This window comes from Paenisporosarcina antarctica, assembly GCF_004367585.1.
Classification (GTDB): domain Bacteria; phylum Bacillota; class Bacilli; order Bacillales_A; family Planococcaceae; genus Paenisporosarcina; species Paenisporosarcina antarctica.
In genome coordinates this window covers 1,526,303-1,548,921 of sequence record NZ_CP038015.1, presented here as the reverse complement: position 1 = coordinate 1,548,921, position 22,619 = coordinate 1,526,303, and the positions used below count along the sequence as shown (strand labels likewise).

Genomic DNA, 22,619 nt, shown 5'->3' with positions numbered 1-22,619 from the left:
TTTGTCTAAAGACTTCATTATTGCTTGTGACATTTTTTTGTCTAAACAAAAGAGGTCACAAATGTGCCCTCTTTTGTTATCTTATATAGTTTCTTCCACAATTCCATTTTGCAGTAAATACATTTTGTGATAGAGACCTTTGCTTGCGAGTAACTGTTGATGATTGCCTCTTTCGACTACTTCACCTTGATGAAGAACAAGAATTAATTCAGCATCTTGAATTGTGCTTAAACGGTGCGCAATCGCTATTGTTGTTCGCCCCTGACGCATTTTTTCTAAACTTCTTTGAATGGCAACTTCTGTTTCTGTATCAATATTTGCGGTCGCTTCATCTAGCACCAAAATTTTAGGGTCTGTTGCCATCGTGCGTGCGAATGCGACGAGCTGACGTTGTCCACTTGAAAATGTCGAGCCACGCTCTGTTACTTTTTGTTTATAGCCATCTGGCAACTGATTAATAAATACATCCGCTTGTACGAATTCAGCTGCAGCTCGTACTTCTTCGTCTGTCATAGCTTGATTGTGCAACCGAATATTGCTTTCTATGTTACCGAAGAATAAGAATGGGTCTTGAAGAACGAGTCCCATTGTTTCGCGTAACTCTTGTGATTTGAAATCTTTAACTGACTGTCCATCTATCAAAATATCACCTTGTTCGAATTCATAAAAACGCATCAATAAATTGATAATGGAACTTTTCCCGCTTCCCGTATGGCCGACCAGTGCTACTGTCTCCCCAGGGTTCGCAGTAAAGGAAATATTTTTTAGCACATCCGTTTGTCCATCATATGAAAATGTCACATTATTAAATTCAATTTTACCAGCCACAATTTTTGCATTTGTATTGGCTTGGGTAGGCACTAGTTCCTCTTCATCTAGCAATTTGAAGACACGTGAAGCTGCAACAATGGCTTGTTGAAAGATAGATAAACGCTGCATCACTTGGTTAATTGGTTCAAAGAAACGATCAATATACGTCACAAAGGCATAAATTACACCCACTTCAATTGTATTACTGAAGGAGGTAATGCCGAAATAGCTTAATAGCATAATAAGTGCGAGCGCATACACCAAATCAATTGCAGGTCTTAGCAGCAAACTATCCATTTTAATATTGCGCTTACCTGCTTTCCAGTGTTGCTCGTTTATGTCATTAAACTCATCTTTTAAACGTGGCTCTTGACGGAACGCTTGAATCATGGACATTCCTTGTAAAGATTCCGCCAGTTTTGCATTTAATTGACTCAATCGTTCACGTAAATCTTGATAAAATACCGAGCTATAACGGCGGTATGTGCGAATGATTAAAAATAGTATAGGCAATAGAAACAGTGTGACCAATGCTAATTTTGCATTTAATATAAACATAGCAATATACACACCTACAACTAAAAATGCGCTCTGTACAAAGCCAACCAGTACACTGACAAACATGTCTTTAATTGCTTCCGTATCATTCGTTACGCGAGATACGATACTGCCAGCAGGCGTCTTATCAAAATACCGTAGCCCTAGGTTTTGTACTTTGGTAAAGACATCAATGCGCATTTGCTGAATGATTTTTAGTGCAATTTCTTGAAATTTCAGCAATTGGAAATAACTAATAAAAATATTGGATATTTGTATAAATATATACGCACTTGCCAGTCCGACAAGTGGCCCTGTTGGAAAATTTCCAACGATTAAATAATCATCGATAAACGTTTTGATTAGGATAGGTCCAACTACGTCTCCAATAACGGTAAGACCCAGTAAGAATAAGGCGAATGCTATGACTTTTTTGTGTGGCTTCAAATATGAAATAAGTCTTTTTAAAATGATGCTTTGGTCTTTGTTGGTAAGTTTCGGCTGTTGGTCCATTACGCCTCACCTCCCATTTCGACGAGCGCTTCTAGTTGTTGTAATTGATACATTTCGTAGTAACGTCCTTGTCGCTCCATAAGTTCTTTATGCGAACCTTTTTCAACAATGGTTCCTTCATGCAAAACAATGATTTGATGCGCATGTTGAATAGCACTTAATCGATGTGCCGTAATAATAGTGGTCTCATCACTACGAAACGCTTTCAATGACTCGAGTATTGCTTCTTCTGTTCGAGCATCAACAGCAGACAGTGAATCGTCTAAAATTAACAATTCTGGTTTCATCATTAATGCACGTGCAATCGCAATTCGCTGCTTTTGACCGCCTGATAAGGACACCCCTCTTTCACCAACAATCGTGTCATAACCATTTGTGAATTTTAAAATATCCTCATGAATATGTGCAAGACGAGATGCTTCATAGACATCTTCCAGTAGAGCACTGGTATTTGTAAAAGCAATGTTTCCAGCCACCGTAGTTGAAAATAAGAAGTGATCTTGTGGTACATACCCAATAGCTGAACGTAGACGTTCTTTTTTGTAGGCATTTATTGAATAGCCACCGTATGTGATCGTTCCGTTATACCCTTCGAATTCACGTAGTAACAACTTTAATATGGCGGTTTTCCCAGAACCCGTCTTTCCAACAATTCCTAAAGTTTCACCGCGTTTTAATGTGAAGTGAACATTGTGAAGTGCGTTACGCTCATCGTCTGGGAACTTAAACTCGTCGATATGAACGTCTAAATCACCTTGTGCTTTTACGTCAAGTGCATGTTCCGCATCATCAATATCGACTGGTTCAGCGAGTAACGTCCGAATCCGGTCGTAAGAAGCTCTGCCACGCTCGACAATGTTAAACAGCCATCCAAAGGCCAGCATAGGCCAGACGAGTAAGCCTAAATAGGCAGTAAATGCAATTAAATCACCAATTGTCATATCTCCAGCAATAATGAATCGTGCACCAAACACAATTGATAAGAAAAACGAAACACCGACAATTGCAGAAATAGTGGGATCAAATAACGAATCAACTTTCGCTACATGAATATTCTTTTCTACCACGTCATCCGATAACTTTACAAAGTCTTGTATATCTTCTTTTTCTTGACCAAATGTTTTGATGACCTTTATTCCCGAAATACTTTCTTGTGTCTTGTCGTTTAAGTTCGAGAATGCTTCTTGAGCAAAGTGGAAGCGATTGTGTAATTGTTTACCGTAGTAATTCGTTAAATATGCCATAATCGGCATTGGAATAAGAGCAATAAGCGTTAATTTCCAGTCGATGGTAATCGCCATCGCTGCAATGACAAAACTGCCTGTAGTCACTGAATCGACAAGCGTTAAGACACCCGCTCCCGCTGTTTGTTGAACTGCTGATAAATCATTGGTTGCATGTGCCATTAAATCCCCAACACGTCGCTTTTGATAAAAGCGCGGTGACATGCGAGTAAAGTGACGAAATAAACGCTCGCGCAATTGTCGTGCGAGCAAAATTGCTGAACCGAAAATCAACATTCTCCAGTAATAGCGAATGGTATACATGGCAAGTGCCGCACCAGCAAGCAACAGCAACACTTTAAAAAGCGTTTCGCTCGTTAAGGCACCTAGTCGAATTTCATCGACGACATAACCAATTATTTTAGGTGGTAGCAGTTGTAATAATGCAACAACCATCAGCATGATGATACCGAAGATATACTGTTTCTTTCTCTCTTTAAAAAACCATCCTAAATCTAAAAACACTTTCACGCATGTATCCCCCGATTTCTTTTTTAGCCTTTTTCAGTTTAGCAAATGTTCGGAATTTAGTGAAGATACAAAATGAAAATTATTCGGGTTGTGAAATAGTTTGAATATCTTGAAAAGGAATCCATATCGTCAATTCTTTTTCCGTTACTAGTTTGAACATCCTCCGATTTAAATCAATGTGATGAATTACTCCAAGAACTTCTTGAGCTCCTCGTCCTTCGTGTTCTGTAAAACGGATACGAATCAGCGTACTGGCAACCATTGATTCAGCAATCGTATAATGCCATTCTTCTAATTGTTGTTCATCTACTTCAACAGCTTTCACGCGTCCTTCTTCTTGTTGCCACTCTCTTAACATCTTCACGTGCTCCGGTAGCATCATTGCGGTCCATTTAATACGTCCACGGTCGCGTAACATATATCATTCCTTCCTTTTTTATTAGGCTTTGTGTCCCCCAATTAATTTTGAGCGAGCTCGAGCGGTTCCCGCTTCTGTATAGGAAACGGCGCGTAGTAACGCCGCTGAGCCATACTTACTGCGAATTTGATCCATAGCGGAACCAAGCTTGCGTTTGCGCCACTTTTCCGCCTCGAATAGGCTGAGTTGCATAGAATGCTCAGATTCTACATTCGATAAGGTCACAGACAAACGCCTAACTGGCCGATCATCAAAATGTTCATGTAACAATTTCACGCATATATTATAAATTTTCATCGTGTCGTTTGTAGCTTCTTCCATCGAATGACTACGATGGAACCCTCCCCCAAAAGCATTCTTGCTATACTCGACACCGAGATGAACGGTACGACCTACTTTCCCCGCTTCGCGCGTACGTCTCGCCACGTCTTCTGTCATTTCAAGTACAACCGCCAGAATATCTTCCAGTTTGCAGTAATCACGAAATAGAACCTGTCCTTTACCGTAACTAATTTGACCTTCTACGATAGGAGCACCAAGTTCGGATAAATCAATTCCCCACGCGTGGTGATACAATTGGTTCCCCATCACGCCAAACTTCGATTCAAGTGTCGCTAACTCCGTTTTTGCCAAATCACCAACTGAAAAAATCCCCATGGCATTTAAGTTTTTTTCCATTCGAGGTCCGATGCCCCACATCTCGCTAAGAGGGGATATTGGCCATAACTTCGTTGGCACATCTTCATAGGTCCACCGAGCAAATCCTGTTTTTTTTGCATCTAAATCAAGCGCTAATTTCGACATTAACATATTCGGTCCCATGCCCATCGCAGAAGGTAATTGAAACTGCTCCAGCAAATCGTCCTGAATGCGCTGAATGGTTTGCTCAATAGGTCCCCACAGCCGCTCCGTTCCTGCTAAATCGATAAAACTTTCATCCACACTGTAAACGTGAATCGATTCTTTCGGCACATACTCACTAAGTAATCGGGTAATTTCCATCGATACCCGTACAAAAAAACCCATTTTCGGTTCAATTAATCGAATGTCCGGATGATCAGGTATTTCAAATAAGCGTGTGCCTGTTTTCACACCAAATTCTTTTTTTAATGGGGGTGAAGCCGCTAAAACGATACTTCCTCGCTGTTCTAGATTCCCAATAATCGCAATCGGCGTTTTCATCACGTCAAGACCTTCATCGGCTGCAGCACAGCTAGCGTAGAAGCTTCGCATATCGAGACAGATAATTTTTCGATCTGGATATTGTTCATACATGATGCCATCCTCCTCCAAAACGAACAAATGTTCTTTCTGCAAGTATACACCGAACGAACGTTCTTAATCAATGGATGGTAAATATTTTCAATTTGCTATATTTTCTGTGAGGAGTCCCGATACTTGCCACAAAATTAATCGCGTTTTACTAGCATTTCTGCTGATAAAAAGATGTGCGATTTATAATGAACATATATACCTCCCCTAATTTCCCCACTTGACCGAAGCCACTGGTGATTAGATATCAAAAATACCTGACTCAATTAATCCACAACAAAAAAGTATTCGAGACTTATCGAATACTTTTTTGTTTATATGAGTCTTTCACCTGAAATGGATCGTGCTGCATGAATTCCGCTTGTTGCAGACCCAATCGTGCCTCCACCTGGGAAAATGTGATCGCCACATACATAAAAATTCGGTAGTCCTGACCGATGAGAGATGGCATTAAATAAAGAAGACTTCAGCGTTTGAGGAAATCCACCTACATGGCCGTTTGGTCGACCCGTGAAGCGCTCCCAGCCTTTTGGTGCGCCAGTTTCAAAATGAACAATCGATTCCCGAAAATGTGGAACCACTTTTTCTATCGATTGGACCATACGTTCGCTTAACTCATCTCGGACCGCATCATACTTTTCTTTTGTGTCCCAACGATGTGCCTCTGAATGGGTAGAAATGGTGATTGTTTGAATACCATCAGGTGCTCGAAGGATGTCTTCAGGCTTAGAGGCTGACATGAAAAAATGTCCTCCTTCTGCAAGACCCTGTGCACTATCTAATGAAATTTGCCGAAATGATGGGAGTGGTGATTGAAGCTTTCTCCAGTCGACAGCAATGTATAGCGTCAAAGTCGTCCATGTTGGTGTAGTAATCCCTTCACGCAAGGGTTTCATTAACTGTATGAGCAAATTAGGCGAAAGGATATTTGGCAATTGGTGAATTGGAACATTTAAAATTACGTGTGTTGCTTCATATGTATTGCCTCGATGATCGGTTGCTAGCCACATGTCATTAATTCGCTCAAGCATCGAAACTGTCCGTCGCTTTCTAAGGATTCCACCATTTTCTACTAAGCTTTCTCCCATTCTTTCAGCAAATTGGTATACACCGCCTGGTACGTAATAAGCCCCTTCGTGATATATATCAAGTGCGACAGCTGCGAGTAGATAGGACACATCCTCACTCCCCGTTTGCATACTATCAATTAACAATCCATCAATCATCTGTCGAAACTCCTGAACATCTTGAAGCCCATGCACACGAAGGCGCTTATCGAGTGTTTGATTAAAATATGGCAGTAATCGAATGTGCTTTGGTTGCAATGAGCCAAGTAAGTAAAGCCATTCTTTTGCTGTGGTAGGAGGAAGTACTGGCAAGCGATCCATTAAAGTGCGAACAATACGAGCAGTTTGATAAATTTCGTGATAGAAGGATTTAATGCCAGCTGTAAACTGAGGGAAGTGCTGTACCATATGGTGAACATGTTGCGCTCGATCTTTATAAAAAGTGAACGTGTCATGTGGATGCACCATTTGCATGACACACTCGAGTGGTTCTATGGAAAGAGGCTTTTGCAAAAAACGGAAAACGCGTTCGTGAATTCCACCTTCCTCAAGCCCCATGCCAAGAGTGGCCCCTACAGGAAACACATAATTATGTCGCTTGAATTTACCTGCACATCCGCCTAGTTCTGACGACGATTCAAGAAGTGTCACATTTGCACCATGTTTAGCTAATAGAGAAGCGGCAGTTAATCCACCAATCCCCGCACCTACAACGAGTACGTTTTTGTCCATTGTCCATCCCTCCTTTACTCCATTATGCGAAATAAGAGAGGCAATACACAACTTTCAATCGGCACAGAGACCGTTAAGACACTTCGAATCTAGTTAAGTGTCTTTTATTTGTTCTTTTAATATTCCTTTTAAAGTCTGAGCGTTTTTTTGTTAATGTTCCAAAGGTGTCTTCATCCCGATAATCATTGCTGTTTTATTTTTTGATTGAACCAAATGGAATATTTGGAGGTACAAACCTATATACATATGCCAGAGCTAGACATAATTGATTTAATGGAGGCGTATTCTGTTAATAATACTTTCCACTAAGAGAAGAGGTCTAGTCATTTTACTGAATCCCCCCAAAAAGTCCACTACAGCACTGTTCTCCTACCAATTTAACTTAGGAAAACAGTGCTGTTCGGGAACATGATTTTTTTAATGTGGAGGTGTGTTTTTTTGAGAAAAATTTTAATTAGTTTTGGCATTTTCTGTTTTTCAGGTTTATTCTTTGTTCTAATTAACCCCATAGAATGGCTAGATCATAAACAATTATCTAAAGAAGAAACAATAGTAGAGAATGAACTATTGGCATTTTTAAACATAATTATAGTAGAAGAATTGAGAGACATCGATGAAGTAAAAGAAATAAAATCCGATTATAAGTCGATTATTATTAATACCTCCATCAATAGTTTAGATACAAAAAAGCAGATTGAACTAACAGATCAGATATTTTCGAAACTTAAAATAATGAATAAACGAAATGGTATTGATGAAGTAATAAATTATACAGTACTATTGGAAACTGAAGATGGAATAGTTGTTGGTGAAATAAAGTTTGGTGATTATCTCCCATATTAAATAAAATTGGATGGTTTGACCGGATTCTGAAAATCGTGATGAAGTGAAAAAGTGCGGAAACCATGTAATTACTTATTATTGATTTTGCAGAATCGTTAATTTTCGAAACCATTCTTCATCATGCATGGCTAGAGCTAAATCAATTAGCATATCGATATCTTGTGATTTTACATCACTAGGTAAAGGGGTTATACAATTATTTGGATAAGACTTAAAAAAACGTTTGTACAGCTTGCCAGGAGTATAATTCAATCCAAATAATTCAACAATCGAAATATCGTGATAAGCTTCTGAGATGATTCCTTTGAATGTCTGTCCATCCGTAGTAGTGACTTCCACCCATTGTTCTTTTTGAGGTAATTCAGTTTTAAATTGTGACTGAATCAATTCACCTGATGCAAGGTCAGAGCTGTGAAATCCATTCATATGGTCTATCATTTTTTTTTTACTGCCACAAAATACTCCACATATTGGGCACCGTGATAATTCCATTTCCCCACTCCCTTCTACAGCAAAATAGGTTCGAACTATGCATTAAGCAACTATCCAACTTCTTTTGCATATTCGTATTATTTCCATTAATTTTTCATTGTATTCCAATTTTGTTCAATACGACCTACATATCCAATGTTGTTATTAAAATTATCATCCTCGTGAATCAAGTCTTTTTATACTGTGACACTTTTAAAGTGTAGTTTTGATTCTTTATATAAGAAATTGAACTAGAAACGTGAAGGTTTCAGCATATATAATAAGATTCAGGAGATTATAAGGTGAATGTTTCGAGTAAAAGGAGCAGAAAATAGTGCATATCTTTTTAATTTTAGTTATTTTGTCTAACATTTACTTACAAATAACACCAGCTTCTGAAGGTGCGAAAGAACTCGTTGAAAAAAACAGTAAGAAAACCAGTCAAGAATTGACACAAGAAACAATTTTAAAAGATTATTCAATCGCAGTTAATCTTCAAATCATTTCAAATGGAGCTAAAACAAAAACAGATGTCTACCCATTTGAAAAAGTTTTTTTAGAGAGTGGGTATAAAGAAGTTAATAAGGCCCTGCAAGAAAGCAAATACTATTTTCAGCGTGAAATTGCTTTACCAACACAAGTACCTCCTGTTAATTTCACTCACAACTTCGGTCGAATTAGTCACTCTTTTGGAAAAGAGAATGATGTATTTGAAATAACCTATATAAATGAGAATTTGGGACATAATCATTATCAAATTCGAGTCAAACCAGTCAAATATAAAGTAGAATTTAGTGAAGAGAAAATTAATCAAAGAATAAAATTAAGTGATGGAAATGAAGCGATTTACAGTACCAAACTACCACTTGATCTCCTAGCATTCGAAAAAGACGGTTTGCAGTATATTTTATTAGTGGATAAAAAAATCTCAAAAACAGTAACAATAAATGTATTAGTGGATATCGCAAATTCTATAAAGTAAAAAATAAGTGAACCTGTTTGTAAAATAGGTTCACTTATCTATTAACTATCTGAATTTCTGCTACTGACAATAAATCACGGATTTTCTGCTCATTTTGGACGCAACCACGCATCTTACCGAAAAAGAAAAAGAGCTGTCTGAGCAGCTCAAATTTTCCACTATGCAACCCATAAGTTGGACAAAATACTCTTTAATTCTGCATACAACGTGCGAACTCTATTGCTTCTTTAGTAGAATTAATTAAATTTGTACTTCCTTTTAATTTTCTAAGTTCTAACGCTTCCTGAAAACACTTCATTGCTTCCTCTACTCTTTTTAATTCTAGGAGACACTTTCCTTTATGTTGAAATACAAAATCTAAGTATGTATTTAATTCAGGTTTATTACACTTAATCAATGCTTGATTAAATTTCCCTAATGCTTTTTCGTGTTTATTGTCATATTTCAAAGCCTCTCCAAGGCGAATTAAAGAGATTATTTCTCTGGTATAGTTCCTTTCATTTATTGAATGATCAAGGTTTAATTTTAAATATTTAATCGCTATTCTGGGTTTTCCATAAATCCTGTATAGATTTCCTAATGTTCCGTAAAGAAAATATTTTTCATCTTTATTATCTAATTTGTCTTCTATCATTTGTTCTAATATAGTTTCAGCTTTAATGATTATTTGTATTAACTGAGAAGGATTTGATGATTTCTCACGAAGACATTCATTTGAGTCAAAATAAATATTATCAGTCATTGAAGAAAGTTCTTCCTTCAAACTTTTTAAATTCACACACTCCCTCCTCCTCCTCTATTGCTACCTTTTCTTTTCTTTCTATATTAAATACTTCTCCTTGATGATATTCACATGATGAAGTTCATGACCTGCAATAATGTAAGCTAGAGCACTTACGGAAATTTCGTTGTTGTTGGCGATTCCTTTTCTAGACCAAACTTCTTCTGACAACCCACGCAATAGGGAGATAGTTGAATGCCTTACTACAGTAAATTCTTCTAGTAAATCTGGTAACGAGCGGGAATCAAATGAAGCCTCTTTCACATATTTCTCGTCATCGTAGCCAGCAAGTGGAGTTTTGTCTCCCCTTGCTATATGGAGCAACCGGTAACTCATAATTCGTTCAGTATCTATGATATGACCAACAACTTCTTTCAACGTCCATTTTCCAAATGCATAACGATAATTCGACTGTGTCTCCGAAATGTCTGAAAGCAAAATCGTTGTGTTTTCAAGTTGAGTTCTAAGTGTTTCTTCTAGATATCCTTCTGAAACTAGATCAATATACTTTCCAAAATAAGCGGGAAATTCTTCATTTCTTGGTTTTGTCCACATTGTGTTTTCCTCCTCGTTTCTATCACAAATTACAGCTTATAAATCAATGGTAATAATTATGTATTTAGCAATTGCGGTATTCGCAAGTTTCTGATTGAGTTGGTGTCCCTTGATGGAAAAACATTTTCCAAATTCCATCACTAAATTTCCATATGGAACTACGCAGTGTATGCTGCATTTTTACTTCGTTAAATATACGGTAAGTCGTTAACACTATATTTGGAGCTAATTGATGAATTTCAAAATTACTTAATAACATCTTTACTACACCTATTCCATCTTTCTGAATACCGTCCTTGTACCATACATTACCTGAACTCCCAAATTCGAAAAAATCGTTTTCAAGTAACTTTTCAATTTCCTCTGGAGATGTACGAATTTCGGGGTGCAACAATTTTTCTTCTAGCTGACGTAGATGTTCCTTTAACGTAATTTGTAATTCCAATTTCCTAATCCCCTTTTGTGAATTTGATTCATAGTAATACCCATTTTATATACCTCTACAAATAAACACATTTTCCTTTTATAAAAAATTACGATATTTATAAAATTAATCATAAGAATACTACATTTCTGAAATTTTTTTAAATCAACATGACTAGTAGATTGGGGTATAGAAAGGTATAATAAACCTAATTTATTTAAGCAAACGAGGTTTTCTTTATGTTGGAATGGATAGCTATAATAACAATGTTAGTTGACCATATAGGCTATGAGTTTTTCCCGTCTGATATTACTTGGAGGACTATAGGAAGAGTAGCTTTTCCAGTTTACACATTCCTATTAGTAAGGGGTTTGACATTAACAAGAAGTCGATCAACCTATTTTAAGAGATTAGTCATTATTGCTGTATTAGCGCAAATTCCTTTTACACTACTTTTCGAAACCTACTCTTTAAACGTAATCTTCACCTTATTATACGGAGCAAGTGCAGTTGTACTTTATGAAAAAGTAAACCGATTTTGGGGAATTATCATTCTCACAATTCTTGGTTTCATAATGATGCCATTTTCAGATTTCACCGACTATGGTCTATATGGATATGGCTTATTTTTACTCTACTATTTTCTGAAAGAAAAACCTATTGCTCTACTAATAGGTCATTTAATTTTAGACGTCTTATATAGCTTGAACTACTTTGAATCGTGGCACTCCATTCAATCATTTAGTATCATCGCTACGTTAATCATAATATTTAAAAAGCACCTTCCTGTAGTGAAAATTCATAGACTATTCTATCGATCTTTTTACCCATCACATTTATTAATTTTATATCTCCTGTCTTTAATGATTCATAGATAGGGAGATTCAAACTCAATAATTACTACTTAGATAATACAAAATCATAACTATCCTATTCTCTTACATATTTATTTATAGAGCTGAACAAACAAGCTCATCAACAATCTGGATAGGTATTTCGCAAAAAAATGACAGATTGATTGATTAAAGCTTTCAAGACATCCACGTCAATATCTGCTACTTTATTAATGTAAACACAAGCTTTTCCTGTCGTATGTTTTCCAAAGTCTTTTAATAAATCTTCTCGTTTCGCATCACCTGGTGCAAAATACAAACTAATCTTAGCTTTTCGAGGTGAAAAACCAACAACTGCTGCATCACCTTCATGGCCAGATTCGTATTTATAATGATATGAACCGAAACCAATGATACTTGGTCCCCACATCTTTGCAGTAAAACCTGTTGTTTCAGAAAAAATATCTAATAATTTATAGGCGTCTTCTCGCTTTTTAATATTTTCAACATTTTCAATAAACTCAATGACACTGCTTTCTGTTTCTCTCGTTTTTAGTTCATACATAAGTTAAATCTCTCCTAATCAAAAGTTTTTAGAAATAATTAAACGTAAGTTTGCATGCATTTAATAACTGGAAATTTTTAAGAGCCTTTGACAAACGATAATCCTCTATCATTAAGAGCACGACGAATTTGCTCAAGTGCTTTAGGTCCCATACCATGTAATTTCATTACTTCAACTTCACTAAGTTTGGTAAACTGCTCAAGTTGCAAATAACCCGCTCTCTCAAGTGCTCGCTGTGCTGGCTTAGCTAATTCAGTTGGAAGATTACTATGCATACCAAGGTTATTTGGAATCAATTTTCTCATACCTTTCTTTTATATTAAAAATTCATTAATTATAGGGATATTCGTCTTTTCACCCCATAAATCCTTCTTTAAAATAATTTGACCATAATTGTTTTAAACCCTAGGACGCTATTTTATCTGGACGGCACAAGTGTATCATTACTGGAAAAATCATCGTGAGGACATAGTATCAATTAGAGATAACGAAGGTAAAGAAGTAGATTCTTACAAGTACGATGCCTATTTACTTTTATTAACAGGAGTACGCGAATTGGCTCAAGCTAACTCAATTCGGTATCAAGAAACAAAAAATTATTATCTGTAAGCACGGTATTAGAACACCGAGAAAGGTAACTTCCTAGTAATAGAATCCGCATCCTAGTGATCAGGCTGAACCGTTATCACCAAATGGATATACTTATGCTAATCCAGTAATACTGGTGAACCCCACCGCCACTACTTTTTTTTTGAAATTCGCTGCACAATTGATTAAGTCGTGTTCAGAAAAGGACGACTTTTGGAACAGGGAAATTGGACAAATGAAAAAGTATCGGTAAAAGTACAATGTACTTTTACCGAAACTTGATTTAAATAGATATTTGGGAATTCAAATCTTTCATAATTGCGCAGACTTTCCTCACTTCACACAAATAAACTGTACTGTTCTATAAATTAGCGATAGAAGAAACTTGTACAAAATGTTTTCGACGATATACGTTTAAAGCAACACCTATTATAAATGCATTCAATACAGTTGGCATTAAGCCATAACTAATAAAAGGTAAGGGCATAGAAGAAATCGGTACCAAGCCTATTGTCATACCGACTTCGTATAATAATTGCGTTGAAAAAATGGCGATGCAACCAGATATCAGTAATTTACCGAATGGATTCTTTATCATCGTTAAAATAAGTGCTAGACGTACAAGTGTTAAACATAGAATTATAAAAATAACAAAGGCTAAAGCAAGACCAAATGATTGAATGATATGTCCGAATACTAAATCCGTATGCGCTTCTGGTATAACAAAAGCCGTCCCACTCCCAAACCATTTTGCCTCTCGTAAAATATCTGCAAGTAAAATGTTTATAGATCCACTCGAAGTTGCATATGCTTCAGGGTTCCAAAAGCCGAATAGACGAACTAATTGATAATCTGCTATTACCCCTTTTTTATAACTAATGACCATGAAACTTATGAAACCAACAATAACTCCAATAACCAGAACAATAATAGCTCCTTTTTGTTTCCAAGAAAATTTACTCTGTAAAAATAACACGAATGTCATAACGCTATAAATAAACAAGACCGACAAATTCGGAATATAACTAAGTAAAACGAATGAAAATATAACAAGTACAATCGCCTGCCATAATGGAAAGTTTTCTTTCGCGAAAAGTGCAGCCCATGCAATACAAAACAAAGGAATAGCAAGCCATACTTGCAATGTAATTGGTCCAATACTAAACATAGGTTCCCCGTTTATTTGCTGATTATGGAAAAGATAAAGAAATGTAACAAATAAAGCACCTGCAGCAAAAAAAGCATATCCCCAGCGTGTAAATTTACTATAATCAACCAACATTAGTCCTATTACCACAATGATTCCTGCAATAATATGAAATATTTTATTTTCAATATATAATTGAATGTTATATTGAGGACCATTTAATGCAAGTATCGGTAAAAAGCTAATAATCATCATACCGATAATTAATGACACAAGTAACCAATCTATTTTGGGTTTATGTAATCGGTTGAATGATTTGCCTAGTGTAGATGGATTCCCCATTTCTAACACAGACTTTTCCTCTGCTTCCAATTTACTATAACCCTTTTTCATCCAAGCGACTTTTTCATGTTGCATATGTTGAGATAGTTCTGCTTTCACATATCCTTTTGCTTCCTTCGAACGAATATGCGAAAGAACCTGCTCTAAAAATTGCTTACTGTCCATTCGTAGTCACCTCTTGTAATAAAGGTTTTAGCGAAAGTTGCTTTTTTTGCAATTGTGATTGCTTTTGTAAGGTTTTTAAGCCCTTTTTTGATAGCTTGTAAAATTTTTCACCGTCTTCATTCCAATAAGCATCAAGATAGCCATTTTGTTCTGCTTCGTGAAGTGTTGTATAAACGATGCCCTCATTTAAATGAATCACTTTTATTCCTTTCATATGAAGTAATTGTGTAATCTCAGTCCCTGTTTTCTCTTCAATGAGAAGGGGGAAGATATCTGCTATTAAGTCAATTGATTGCATTTGAACGATTTGCTTATGTGCTTTTTCTCGATGTTCGTCCGTAAAGTTTATTTCTTTAAATGTAGTACTTTTCATTGCCTTTTTTAAGCTCTTTAGTCGTTCTTCCATTAGAATCCCTCCAGTCGTTCTTTTAATATGGCTTTTCCTTTACGCAGCCTTGTTTTGACCGTATTCTCATTACTCCTTAAAACCTTTGCAATTTCTTTTATCGTCAATTCTTCAAAATAAAATAAATAAATGACTTCTCGATACTTTATAGGCAGACTCATGACCGTATTCGCAAGGGATACATCTTCTTCTTGTTGCATGATTATTTGTTCGACATCAGAAGCAGAATTGATTGAATTTAAAAATAGATCATCCATTGTATGTACTTGTTGGTTATACCAGCTTTTCAAATAATCTTTTGTGTGATTGATTGCAATTCGCCATAGCCAAGTTTTGATTGACGACTGTCCTTTGTAAGTTGGCAACGCTTTGAAACATTTCACAAAGATCTCCTGCGTTAAATCTTCAGCAATTGCTTCGTTATGTACGTAAGCATAGACAAGTTGCAAGACCTGCTGCCCATGTGTAGTCATTAAGTTATTAATGACTGCATCGAATTCTGTTTTATCGGCATTCACAATAAATAATTCTTCCAAACGCTGTCCCCTCATTTCGCACATTAGACGACCGTAAAAGATAGAAAGTTTTCATTTTTTATTAATCCCCTAAAAATATTGATAAAAACAATTAAACCACCGATAATTATATCCTCGATGGTTTAGTTTATCAGTTTAAAAATATTAGAAGCTGTTTATTGAGCAATACTGCACAAATGTTCAATATTCGGGATTTGAAATATCCTTGAAAATCGAATTCCCTTATATCTCAAATGAAAAGGACAGACGTAATTTAGTTCCTGTGTTCATTTAATATAATATTTGTAATATAACTTAAAATCGGTGCGAATTATCGATTAAAGTTACAGATATTTTTAGAACCAGTACCGTCGTGTTCAGAAAAGGACGAGTTTAGTTAAAACTTGAGAATGAATAGGGAAGTTATCTAAGATACTTGACTAATCGTAAGAACAGTCGCATTGTTTTAAACTCTTGAAGTTATTACTCATGAACTTTCACGAATACGGTCCCAAATAGTTATCTCCTATATAAGCATCTAACCTCCTCATTCCACTTTGAGGAAGTATTAACTTCGTTTCTCAATGAAAAGCTGGCTTTACAGGGAAACTGATTATTCAACTAAGCACACGTTAGCACAATAAGAAGAGGACCAAAAAATGGTCCTCTTTGTCTTTTTATTATTTTATCCGTCATTTATCAATCGATTATATATTTAATAACTGCCATTTCCTTACCGAACCTATCACCATTATCAATAAATCCCAAACTTGAGTATAAATTATGTGCGCCCAAATTTTCTGGATGATAACCTACAACAATTTTTTTCGCATTTGGTAATTTAGCCATCTCTGAAATCATTAAATTAGTTGCCTCTTTACCTATACCCTTGCCTTGGAATTCCTTATCCACCATTATTCTATATACCCAATAACCATCAAGTTCTTCTTGAACAGAATTGTACATCAAAAAGCCAACTACTTTTTCTTCAACATAAATAGCAAATGACTTTAACGCAGGTTCAAACTTTGACTGAGCTATTGATATAGAATTTGGCTCAATGTATTTCTTTTGTTCTGTTAATATTTCTAATTCACAACAGTCTTACCAGTTTTCTGCATTTAATTCTATAATTTCCACATTCACTGTACTCATAATTTTCCCCTTTCAAAATTCAGGGAAACGCTAAACAACTTTGTTAATTATGCGTTATCCCCTTGTAATCATTAATTTTAAAAATTCTTTTGTTTGTCATAATGTTGCCTATAAATTATATGAATAAATTTTTAGACTTTTTAATTATTCTATTAAATTCTTTCTAACTAAACCGCCGTTAGTTGAAGTAGAAACTGGATGATCAGACATCATTTGAATCGATAACCGCGTTGTATAGAGCGTGCACCTTAGGTTGATATAACGCCACGATAGGGAAGTTTTAAAACTAGGTTCATTATACAATCTGGACCGTTTGATTAATCAGAGATCCATGTGTCTTTCTCTGGAAAACATCGCAAGTTATTGTTCAAGAAGGACGAGTTTTGTTTCAGCCCGAGAATGTACATTGCACAGGGGAAATTAGAATGAAGTTAACAAGAGAATACCTAGCAGTACTGTTTTTTAGTATCTTTTTTGAATGTATTTTAATCTCATCCACATCGTGTGGACTAGGTACACAAAAAATAGAAAGCGTGACAACACTTCAGTTTCAAAAATAGATGGGTCAACACAAGGCAGATAAGACGATAATCTACCCGAATCACTTAAAAAGAAAGGGTGGAATTTTTTAAAAGTCGGTATTTTGTAAGTCATTTTTGATTATTTATATAAATTTATGGAGAACATAATTTATAGAAAAATAATTGGAGGTAATTAGATGGAAGATAATCATAATCCTAAATTGGCATCTTCTGAAGTTGGCTTGTTATGGGAACAATATCAAAACGATACATTAGGTATTTGTACAATTTCTTATTTTTTGAATATAGTAGAAGACCCAAAAATTAGTTCAATTTTAGAATATGCCTTAGAGCTAGCTGAAAATCATGTAAAAGTGATTAGATCAATCTTAGATGCTGAACAACATCCTATCCCAATGGGTTTTACGGAACAAGATGTACATGTAAATGCACCTAGACTTTTTTCAGACACATTCATACTGACTTATATGGCGAAGTTGGGTGCAATAGGTCTAAATTCTTACAGTGTGGCATTGCCTAATTCAATAAGAAATGATATTCGGGATTTTTATACATCATGTTTGCATTCTTCTGCAGAACTTGTTAATCGTTCTACCAATCTTATGTTAAAAAAAGGAGTTATGGTCCGCCCACCTTATATTCCATATCCTAATCAAGTGGAATTTGTACAAAAACAACATTTTTTAGCTGGATGGATTGGTGAAGAAAGACAACTGACAACGATTGAGATCACAAATTTATTTTTTAATTTGCAACGAAATGTAATAGGTAGTTCAATTGTTACAGGATTTAGCCAAGTGGCTAGCTCAAAAAATGTCCGCCAATATTTTGTGAAAGGGTCAGAAATTGCGAAGCATCATAGTACTGTATTTGCCGAATTTTTCAGTAAGGACAATTTAGTTATACCAATGACTTCAGATACAGCACCAACACTTTCAACAGTAGCTCCGTTTTCAGATAAACTCATGATGTTCCTTGTCACTGCGCTTAATGCAGTAGGGACAGGATATTACGGCGCATCCTTAGGCGCAAGTCCAAGAAGAGATTTAGGAGCTGCCTATACCCGTTTAACAGCAGAAATCATGGAGTATGCTGAAGATGGCGCGAACATTATGATTAATAATGGTTGGCTAGAAAAACCGCCATCATCTCCAGACAGAAGAAATTTGGCTAAGGGTTAGAAGAATGTGGTTCCAAAAAAACTATTACAGATTGCACTTCCTAGCTTTGGTCAATTTTTGTTTATATAACTTGTTAGTGTTTTATGAAGAGTAGCATTTTTTCTATCGCCTAAAACTAGTTCATACGCACCTTCGTAATCTTTAGTATGGTCCAATAATTATATGTATCATACACTTGAAATAATATCTTCAGTGATAAGGAAAATGCCTCATTGTTAAGGAGTTTAACTTGCCAATAAAAATAAAAAATAGACATTGGGCTTGAAGACCCAACATCTATTTTTTTGTTTGACTATTTATTTAAGTCAACTATTATTTGGTTCATTTTAATAGGCTCATTTGCACTTAATATGCCGAATGGAACAGTTAAAGAATAGTCTCTGTAGTCAAATTTATCAAGGTTTTCTATGTTAAAAATGGATTGATAATGTAAACTACCATCAGCCATGACTTCAGCTTGATTACTACGAATTTCGTATTCGAGCATTTTTCTCCTTTGTATATCTTCAGATTTAATTAGCATAATAAAATTGGCGAAATTCTGGATACTATCCTTACGAATAGCATCTGTATTTACATTTTGCACATTGTAATCCAAAATTAATTGGTTTCCATTTTGCTTTAAGCTGTTAATCCTGATTTTATAATCAAACCTATTACTTTCCACCATAAAGGGAGTTTTTTGGTTCAGGGACTTAAATGTATCTTCTTCGTTTCTTATTATTTCAGGTTGGACGATTAAGAACTTTGCCTCTTCGTTAATTTTGCTACTAAATAGTTCTCGTACTTCTTTTATAGCCAATCCACCATCTTGCTCGGTTACTAATACATCTGCGTGGTTCTTCGATAACCTATTTCCTTCATTGTCAAAGACAGTTATTCTTATATCGTCATCTTCACCAACTAAAGGGAATGTTGTTTTATAATTTAATAGTGTTGTTGCTTTCCCTTTTACCACCGATTCCATTTTCAGTGAGTTATCCTGTCCATTAAATATACTTTCAGCATCTGAATTAATTGTTTCTAAGGGAATTTGCTCAAGGGGAATATCGAATTTCCAATTTCCTTTAATACCTGTAATGGATGTCAATGTAAATGGTAGAGTGTAGTCTTTAGGTAAGTTAGCGTTAGGATTATAAAACTCAATAGCGGCCTCGTATCCATCTTCTGTTTCTTCTAGCTGTGTCATAGCTGAAGACCACTGATTTTGTTCAACACCATCAAATAAGTGGAAATTATATCCACTTTCTGTCTCTTTGTCTCCATCACTATCTAAGGAGACTCGTTCCCCTTTAGCCTTAAATGTAATTCCAATAACATTCCCATCGTAATAAGCACTCGTTAGCGTTATATCAACTCCATTACTTGTTGCTTCTTGATTAAGTTGAGTAATTAAATTACTTTCTAGTAATTCATGTCCAATTTGTAAACTAAATTTTTCATAAATAGAGCCAATCAATGGTACAGACGCTAACACGTTAGTCATTGGTGCAAAAATTAAACCTGATGCTAAAAAAGATACAGCAGCAACAGATGAAATGGTTCCAATGATTTTTTTAGAGTTGATTTTCTTTTTCTCCATTCTTCCCCTTGCGATCCCTTTATCAATAGCATCAAATACTTCATTCGGCACTTCAATTTCACTTAGTTCTTTATCAAGTTGCTTTTTGTTCATATTTATTCCCTCCTTCTATTATTTTTTTCAAATCAACTTTTGCACGACTAAGGTAGGTTTTTACCGTATTTTCAGGTCTTTCCATTGTCTCGGCAATACATTGTATAGGTAGGTCATGATAGTAAAATAAAATAATAACAGTTTGATAATCTTGTTTTAACATTGATATAGCTCTTGATAAATCCATTTTCCAATCCATATCATATGTGCTTTCAACTACATAATTAATGTTGTTTTTTAATACCTCTTTCTTTTTCTTTCTAATTAGATCATAGGCTGTACGAATTAATATTTTTGTTAACCAAGTATTAAAATACTCAGGACTTTTTAGTTTTTTTATTGAAACAAATGCCTTATAAATGGTCTCTTGGAGAACATCTAATGCATCTTCTTTATTTCGCACATAAAGAAATGCGGTTCTATATAATTTCTCATTTTCGCTTTTAATAAGTGCTTCGAAAGCTTTTTCATTTCCGTTAATAGCGCTTATAACAAGGTCTAAATCTCTCAATTTACAACCTCCTTTCATTAGTTAGAGCAGTCGTTGAATAAATAAGTTTCAAAAAGAAGAAAGTAATTGAATTAGCTACTAAAATTAAGACATAAAATATCTTATTTATTACTTGATAATATTTATTGAAAATCAAGTTTAAATATATAATATTCACAACATATAAGACTTGGCCAAATGCGTGAAACCCATTGGACGATTCACTGAAACCATACAGGACATGACTTTACTCTCAGGATGATTTCATTCGTCTATTCAAATCCACTATTTAATACAGGATTGCATTAGGACGATACTTGTTTATATTCCAATTGAATAATTGTCAAAGCTAGCTGTGCCTCCTGTTAACCATTGGATTCCATTATCCACTTCCTAAGGAACTTTTCCTTAGATATATCTGATTATATTTAAGCGAGCTACTAATCTACAAAAAGAAAACATTGTAATAATTTCAGAATATTTATATAATTTCAAAAAGGGGGTACTTAATATTGCTAAATAAGAACGTTCCATTTATTAAAAATGCACTATCTATCCCCAAATATTTATCTATTAAAAATATGTCAGCTGGAACTGTTGCTGCCATCATTTGTTGTACCGGTCCTGTCCTTATCGTCATCACTGCTGCTCAGAATGGAAACTTGACTACTAGTCAAACGATTTCTTGGTTATTTGGAATCTATTTTGTAGGTGGGTTGCTTGGTATAATCATGTCTTTGCTATTTGGTCAGCCTATTGCCGGAGCCTATTCAATTCCATCAGCTGTGTTAATGACACAAGCTATTACTCAATATTCTTTTAATGAAGCAGTTGGTGCATACTTAATTGCAGGTTCCCTCATATTTATTATAGGATTTCTAGGATGGTTTGATAGATTACTTATTTGGTTGCCTTCAGAACTGGTAATGGCCATGATCGCAGGGTCTATGATTCATTTTGGAACAGATATGATTAAGTCTTTATCTATGTTGCCACTACTTGGTACCATCACTCTTTTGTCCTATTTTATTTTTGCGAAGATATTCCCAAAGATCCCTCCCATCATTGGTGCGGTAATTGTTGGATTTACCTTATTTCCATTTTTAGCACAGAGTTCCTCGAAAATGAATTTTACGTTTGAAATGCCAGCTATTTGGATGCCTGATTTTTCCTTAAGTGCAATTTTAGCTATTTCTATTCCTATTACCGTCATGTTACTTAGCACAGAATCAGCACAAGGAATAACGGTATTGAAAGATGAGGGATATCAACCTCAAGCAAAAAAAATAATTATGATAAGTGGGATTGGAACTATGTTTGCTGGAATTTTTGGAGGACACAGTGCTTGTATGGGTGGAATAATGTCCGCACTATGTGCATCTAAAGATGTTGGTCCAAAGGAAACACGTTATGTCGCAGCATTTATATCAGGCGTATGGTTAGTAATCTTTGGTCTATTAGCATCCTTATCACTTTCTTTTATTTTATTAATGCCTCAGTCATTGATAAAACTTATAGCAGGTTTAGCACTTATTGGCGTGTTACTAAAAAGCTTACAGCGTTCTTTTCACGGAAAACAATTTCAATTAGGCGCCTTTTTCACATTAATTATTGCGATGTCAGGTGTAAATTTTTTAGGGATAAGTGCAACGTTTTGGGCACTTATTGGAGGTTGGATTGTTTCGTGGTTCTTAGAGAAAAAGGACTTCAAGCAACGTATTTCCTCAAGCACAGTAATTTCAAGTAAAGCAGCTTAATTATTAAGTACTTCTATTAAATGGGATGCGACCCCGCCCCCGAATCTGAACAGACAAAAAACCCACCTGCCAATATTTTCAGCAAGTGGGATGTTCGTA

General features: G+C 35.4%; 22 protein-coding genes and 1 pseudogene. 6 read left to right on the top strand and 17 right to left on the bottom strand.

Annotated features, from left to right (window positions below; all coding sequences use genetic code 11):
* Positions 1-81: 81 nt before the first annotated feature.
* From E2636_RS07790 to E2636_RS07770, 5 genes are all read right to left on the bottom strand, one after another.
* Positions 82-1,860 (bottom strand): ABC transporter ATP-binding protein, encoded by a 1,779-nt coding sequence (locus tag E2636_RS07790; RefSeq protein WP_134209689.1) that lies wholly within the window; start codon positions 1,858-1,860, stop codon positions 82-84.
* Complete coding sequence (locus E2636_RS07785; RefSeq protein ID WP_134209688.1) at positions 1,860-3,614, bottom strand: ABC transporter transmembrane domain-containing protein; 1,755 nt, start codon at positions 3,612-3,614, stop codon at positions 1,860-1,862. The genes E2636_RS07790 and E2636_RS07785 overlap by 1 nt, the downstream gene beginning before the upstream one ends.
* A 79-nt stretch (positions 3,615-3,693) precedes the next feature.
* Positions 3,694-4,032: a YolD-like family protein gene (locus tag E2636_RS07780; protein WP_134209687.1), complete on the bottom strand. Its 339-nt coding sequence runs from the start codon at positions 4,030-4,032 to the stop codon at positions 3,694-3,696.
* Between the two features lie 21 nt (positions 4,033-4,053).
* Complete coding sequence (locus tag E2636_RS07775; RefSeq protein ID WP_134209686.1) at positions 4,054-5,307, bottom strand: Y-family DNA polymerase; 1,254 nt, start codon at positions 5,305-5,307, stop codon at positions 4,054-4,056.
* Between the two features lie 311 nt (positions 5,308-5,618).
* Positions 5,619-7,103, bottom strand: a complete 1,485-nt coding sequence (locus E2636_RS07770; RefSeq protein WP_134209685.1) for a phytoene desaturase family protein — start codon at positions 7,101-7,103, stop codon at positions 5,619-5,621.
* Positions 7,104-7,541: 438 nt separating this feature from the next.
* Between E2636_RS07770 and E2636_RS07765 the strand changes: the two genes are divergently transcribed.
* Complete coding sequence (locus E2636_RS07765) at positions 7,542-7,946, top strand: hypothetical protein (protein ID WP_134209684.1); 405 nt, start codon at positions 7,542-7,544, stop codon at positions 7,944-7,946.
* Between the two features lie 75 nt (positions 7,947-8,021).
* On the opposite strand, the gene E2636_RS07760 is transcribed toward E2636_RS07765, so the two are convergent.
* Entirely contained in the window at positions 8,022-8,438 is a 417-nt protein-coding gene (locus E2636_RS07760) for an IDEAL domain-containing protein (protein WP_134209683.1), read from the bottom strand.
* A gap of 313 nt (positions 8,439-8,751) precedes the next feature.
* Between E2636_RS07760 and E2636_RS07755 the strand changes: the two genes are divergently transcribed.
* Positions 8,752-9,399, top strand: coding sequence for a hypothetical protein (locus E2636_RS07755; RefSeq protein WP_134209682.1), 648 nt, complete (start codon positions 8,752-8,754; stop codon positions 9,397-9,399).
* Positions 9,400-9,589: 190 nt separating this feature from the next.
* On the opposite strand, the gene E2636_RS07750 is transcribed toward E2636_RS07755, so the two are convergent.
* From E2636_RS07750 to E2636_RS07740, 3 genes are all read right to left on the bottom strand, one after another.
* A complete protein-coding gene (locus E2636_RS07750) occupies positions 9,590-10,177 on the bottom strand; it encodes a tetratricopeptide repeat protein (protein ID WP_134209681.1) in 588 nt (195 codons plus the stop codon).
* A gap of 42 nt (positions 10,178-10,219) precedes the next feature.
* Positions 10,220-10,735, bottom strand: a complete 516-nt coding sequence (locus tag E2636_RS07745) for a DinB family protein (RefSeq protein ID WP_134209680.1) — start codon at positions 10,733-10,735, stop codon at positions 10,220-10,222.
* Between the two features lie 64 nt (positions 10,736-10,799).
* Positions 10,800-11,180: a nuclear transport factor 2 family protein gene (locus E2636_RS07740; protein WP_134209679.1), complete on the bottom strand. Its 381-nt coding sequence runs from the start codon at positions 11,178-11,180 to the stop codon at positions 10,800-10,802.
* 218 nt (positions 11,181-11,398) lie between these two features.
* Here E2636_RS07740 and E2636_RS07735 point away from each other — a divergent pair, with 218 nt between their 5' ends.
* Positions 11,399-12,037 carry a TraX family protein gene (locus tag E2636_RS07735; RefSeq protein ID WP_134209678.1) on the top strand — a complete coding sequence of 213 codons (639 nt, stop codon included), beginning with the start codon at positions 11,399-11,401 and terminating at the stop codon, positions 12,035-12,037.
* A gap of 97 nt (positions 12,038-12,134) precedes the next feature.
* Here E2636_RS07735 and E2636_RS07730 read toward each other — a convergent pair whose 3' ends face one another.
* Positions 12,135-12,557 (bottom strand): DUF1801 domain-containing protein, encoded by a 423-nt coding sequence (locus E2636_RS07730; protein ID WP_134209677.1) that lies wholly within the window; start codon positions 12,555-12,557, stop codon positions 12,135-12,137.
* A gap of 77 nt (positions 12,558-12,634) precedes the next feature.
* Positions 12,635-12,862 carry a helix-hairpin-helix domain-containing protein gene (locus E2636_RS07725; protein WP_243840748.1) on the bottom strand — a complete coding sequence of 76 codons (228 nt, stop codon included), beginning with the start codon at positions 12,860-12,862 and terminating at the stop codon, positions 12,635-12,637.
* 130 nt (positions 12,863-12,992) lie between these two features.
* Between E2636_RS07725 and E2636_RS18960 the strand changes: the two genes are divergently transcribed.
* A complete protein-coding gene (locus E2636_RS18960; RefSeq protein WP_166669498.1) occupies positions 12,993-13,166 on the top strand; it encodes a hypothetical protein in 174 nt (57 codons plus the stop codon).
* A gap of 340 nt (positions 13,167-13,506) precedes the next feature.
* Here the strand turns inward: E2636_RS18960 and E2636_RS07720 are convergent, their stop codons facing one another.
* The 4 genes and pseudogenes from E2636_RS07720 to E2636_RS07705 form a co-directional block, all read right to left on the bottom strand.
* Positions 13,507-14,799 (bottom strand): FtsW/RodA/SpoVE family cell cycle protein, encoded by a 1,293-nt coding sequence (locus E2636_RS07720; RefSeq protein ID WP_134209676.1) that lies wholly within the window; start codon positions 14,797-14,799, stop codon positions 13,507-13,509.
* Complete coding sequence (locus E2636_RS07715) at positions 14,789-15,205, bottom strand: helix-turn-helix transcriptional regulator (protein WP_134209675.1); 417 nt, start codon at positions 15,203-15,205, stop codon at positions 14,789-14,791. Before E2636_RS07715 ends, E2636_RS07720 begins: the two co-directional genes overlap by 11 nt.
* Complete coding sequence (locus tag E2636_RS07710; protein ID WP_243840747.1) at positions 15,205-15,741, bottom strand: sigma-70 family RNA polymerase sigma factor; 537 nt, start codon at positions 15,739-15,741, stop codon at positions 15,205-15,207. Before E2636_RS07710 ends, E2636_RS07715 begins: the two co-directional genes overlap by 1 nt.
* Before the next feature lie 678 nt (positions 15,742-16,419).
* Positions 16,420-16,875: pseudogene (locus E2636_RS07705) on the bottom strand (GNAT family N-acetyltransferase).
* A gap of 718 nt (positions 16,876-17,593) precedes the next feature.
* On the opposite strand from E2636_RS07705, the gene E2636_RS07700 reads away from it, so the two are divergent.
* On the top strand, positions 17,594-18,598 hold the full coding sequence (locus tag E2636_RS07700; protein WP_134209674.1) for a DUF3231 family protein: 1,005 nt from the start codon (positions 17,594-17,596) through the stop codon (positions 18,596-18,598).
* A gap of 292 nt (positions 18,599-18,890) precedes the next feature.
* On the opposite strand, the gene E2636_RS07695 is transcribed toward E2636_RS07700, so the two are convergent.
* Both E2636_RS07695 and E2636_RS07690 read right to left on the bottom strand, forming a co-directional pair.
* A complete protein-coding gene (locus E2636_RS07695) occupies positions 18,891-20,273 on the bottom strand; it encodes a DUF4179 domain-containing protein (RefSeq protein WP_134209673.1) in 1,383 nt (460 codons plus the stop codon).
* A complete protein-coding gene (locus tag E2636_RS07690) occupies positions 20,254-20,784 on the bottom strand; it encodes a sigma-70 family RNA polymerase sigma factor (RefSeq protein WP_134209672.1) in 531 nt (176 codons plus the stop codon). The genes E2636_RS07695 and E2636_RS07690 overlap by 20 nt, the downstream gene beginning before the upstream one ends.
* Positions 20,785-21,275: 491 nt before the next feature.
* On the opposite strand from E2636_RS07690, the gene E2636_RS07685 reads away from it, so the two are divergent.
* Positions 21,276-22,520: a benzoate/H(+) symporter BenE family transporter gene (locus E2636_RS07685; protein WP_134209671.1), complete on the top strand. Its 1,245-nt coding sequence runs from the start codon at positions 21,276-21,278 to the stop codon at positions 22,518-22,520.
* The last annotated feature ends 99 nt before the right edge of the window (positions 22,521-22,619 follow it).

Coding starts and splice junctions, on each gene's coding strand:
- E2636_RS07695 (WP_134209673.1), bottom strand. CDS start 20,273: ATGAACAAAAAGCAACTTGATAAAGAACTAAGTGAAATTGAAGTGCCG.
- E2636_RS07700 (WP_134209674.1), top strand. CDS start 17,594: ATGGAAGATAATCATAATCCTAAATTGGCATCTTCTGAAGTTGGCTTG.
- E2636_RS07745 (WP_134209680.1), bottom strand. CDS start 10,735: ATGTGGACAAAACCAAGAAATGAAGAATTTCCCGCTTATTTTGGAAAG.
- E2636_RS07735 (WP_134209678.1), top strand. CDS start 11,399: ATGTTGGAATGGATAGCTATAATAACAATGTTAGTTGACCATATAGGC.
- E2636_RS07760 (WP_134209683.1), bottom strand. CDS start 8,438: ATGGAATTATCACGGTGCCCAATATGTGGAGTATTTTGTGGCAGTAAA.
- E2636_RS07770 (WP_134209685.1), bottom strand. CDS start 7,103: ATGGACAAAAACGTACTCGTTGTAGGTGCGGGGATTGGTGGATTAACT.
- E2636_RS07790 (WP_134209689.1), bottom strand. CDS start 1,860: ATGGACCAACAGCCGAAACTTACCAACAAAGACCAAAGCATCATTTTA.
- E2636_RS07775 (WP_134209686.1), bottom strand. CDS start 5,307: ATGTATGAACAATATCCAGATCGAAAAATTATCTGTCTCGATATGCGA.
- E2636_RS07780 (WP_134209687.1), bottom strand. CDS start 4,032: ATGTTACGCGACCGTGGACGTATTAAATGGACCGCAATGATGCTACCG.
- E2636_RS07715 (WP_134209675.1), bottom strand. CDS start 15,205: ATGGAAGAACGACTAAAGAGCTTAAAAAAGGCAATGAAAAGTACTACA.
- E2636_RS07725 (WP_243840748.1), bottom strand. CDS start 12,862: ATGAGAAAATTGATTCCAAATAACCTTGGTATGCATAGTAATCTTCCA.
- E2636_RS07730 (WP_134209677.1), bottom strand. CDS start 12,557: ATGTATGAACTAAAAACGAGAGAAACAGAAAGCAGTGTCATTGAGTTT.
- E2636_RS07720 (WP_134209676.1), bottom strand. CDS start 14,799: ATGGACAGTAAGCAATTTTTAGAGCAGGTTCTTTCGCATATTCGTTCG.